2 protein-coding genes are annotated in these 1,812 nt (G+C 58.4%); both read left to right on the top strand.

What is annotated here, in order from left to right; all coding sequences use genetic code 11:
- Positions 1-749, top strand: a 749-nt coding sequence (locus WAW17_RS33520) for an MCE family protein (RefSeq protein WP_422337133.1), incomplete at its 5' end; no start/stop codon positions are given.
- A partial coding sequence (locus WAW17_RS33515; protein ID WP_422337132.1) for an MCE family protein occupies positions 746-1,812 on the top strand: 1,067 nt, incomplete at its 3' end. The genes WAW17_RS33520 and WAW17_RS33515, both read left to right, overlap by 4 nt.

The following is a 1,812-nucleotide window of genomic DNA, read 5'->3' as shown; positions in this document are numbered from 1 at the left end:
CGAGGGCTGCCGTCCGGTACGAGAACCTCATCGGTGATCATTACTTGGAGCTTCTCCCCGGCGCGGGTTCGAACGCTCCGTTACCGGTCGGCTCCACCATTCCCGCCGAACGCACCTCTCCCGCACTGGATCTGGATGCTTTGATCAACGGTTTTCGTCCGCTTTTCAAGGCGTTGGATCCCGACCAGGTGAACAGGTTGTCGAGCTCGTTGGTCACGGTCTTTCAGGGCCAAGGCGGAACAATCTCGAACTTCTTGCAACAGACAGCGCAACTGACGTCGACGCTGGCTGATCGTGATCAACTGATCGGTTCGGTGATCGAGAATCTGAACACGGTTCTGAGCACGGTCGACGATCGGAAGGAAAACTTCGACCAGGCTATCGACCACTTGCAGCAGTTGATTACCGGTCTCTCGCAGAATTCCGATCCTATCGGCGATGCACTGGTTCATATCGACGCTGCCTCGGCGTCGGTGGCCGATCTGCTCACGTATTCACGTCCGGATATCGCGAACGACATCGCGCAGACGGGGCGGGTCGCGAAGAACGTTGCACAAGACCAGGATTATGTCGACCGTATGTTGGCGATTCTGCCGGAGTCGTATCGGCGTCTGGCGCGCCTGGGCCTGTACGGAGACTTCTTCACCTTCTACCTGTGTGATGTTCAGCTGAAAGTCAATGGGCCAGACGGAAATCCGGTGTTCGTTCCGATCATCGGCCAACGAGCAGGAAGGTGTACGCCGCCATGACCGCTCCGCGTAGGTCTACCACGAAACGCGTGGGATTGATCGGCATCGTGCTCACGGTCGGTGTGGTGCTTGCTGCGCTCAACATCGAAAGATTGCCGTACCTAAGTAATACGACCTCGTACGCCGGCTATTTCGGCGATACGGGCGGGTTGCGGCCCGGCGACAAGGTGATGATTGCCGGGGTCCGAGTGGGAGAGGTAGCCGACGTCGCCCTGGAGGGCGACAAGGTTCGTATCGAGTTCACTGCCAGCGGCACGCCGCTGGGAAGTAGGACCGAACTTGCCATCAAGACCCGGACCGTACTGGGAAACAAGTTCCTCATGGTGACACCGCGGGGGGAGGAGAAACTCCGTCCCGATCAGGTCATCCCGATCGAGCAGACCGAGACGCCGTACTTGTTGACCGATGCGCTGGGTGACCTCACGACCACCATCAGCGGGTTGGATACCAATCAGATGTCGGAGGCTCTGAACACGATGAGTTCGTCGTTGGATCAGTTGGAGCCGAATCTGAGCGCTGCGCTCGACGGTGTTTCGCGGTTGTCCGACACAGTCAGTACCCGCGACCAGATGGTGCTGGACCTGTTGCACAATGCAGAATCGCTGACCTCGGTGTTGAGCGAACGGAGCAACCAGATCAACAGCCTGCTGCTCGACAGCAACGTGCTCTTCAGGGCAGTCGAACAACGTAGCGAAGCCATCGATGTTCTCCTCGGGCACCTTGCCGCTGTCTCCGCCCAGGTTGTGGGTCTCATCGATGACAACGAAGCCCAATTGCGCCCGGTGCTGGACGATCTCAATCGGACGACCGCAATTCTGCGGGAGCATAAACAGGACATCCAAGACACGCTCTTGCCTCTCTCTCACTACGCAGGTGGTCTCGGTGAGTCCGTCGCATCCGGTCCCTTCTTCAAGGTATATGTGATGAACCTGCTTCCCGGACAGTTCCTGCAACCGTTCATCGACGCTGCGTTCAAGGAAGAAGGGGTCGATCCAGGAACCCTGAACGGGCAGGTGACATATCCGGTCACCTGTGGCGACAACGCCTCACCCGGCAGCATTCC

The sequence above is a fragment of the Rhodococcus sp. (in: high G+C Gram-positive bacteria) genome, from assembly GCF_049286785.1.
Classification (GTDB): Bacteria; Actinomycetota; Actinomycetes; order Mycobacteriales; family Mycobacteriaceae; genus Rhodococcus_F.
The sequence above is the reverse complement of the archived record's forward strand: the minus strand, read 5'-3'. Positions and strand labels throughout refer to the sequence as shown.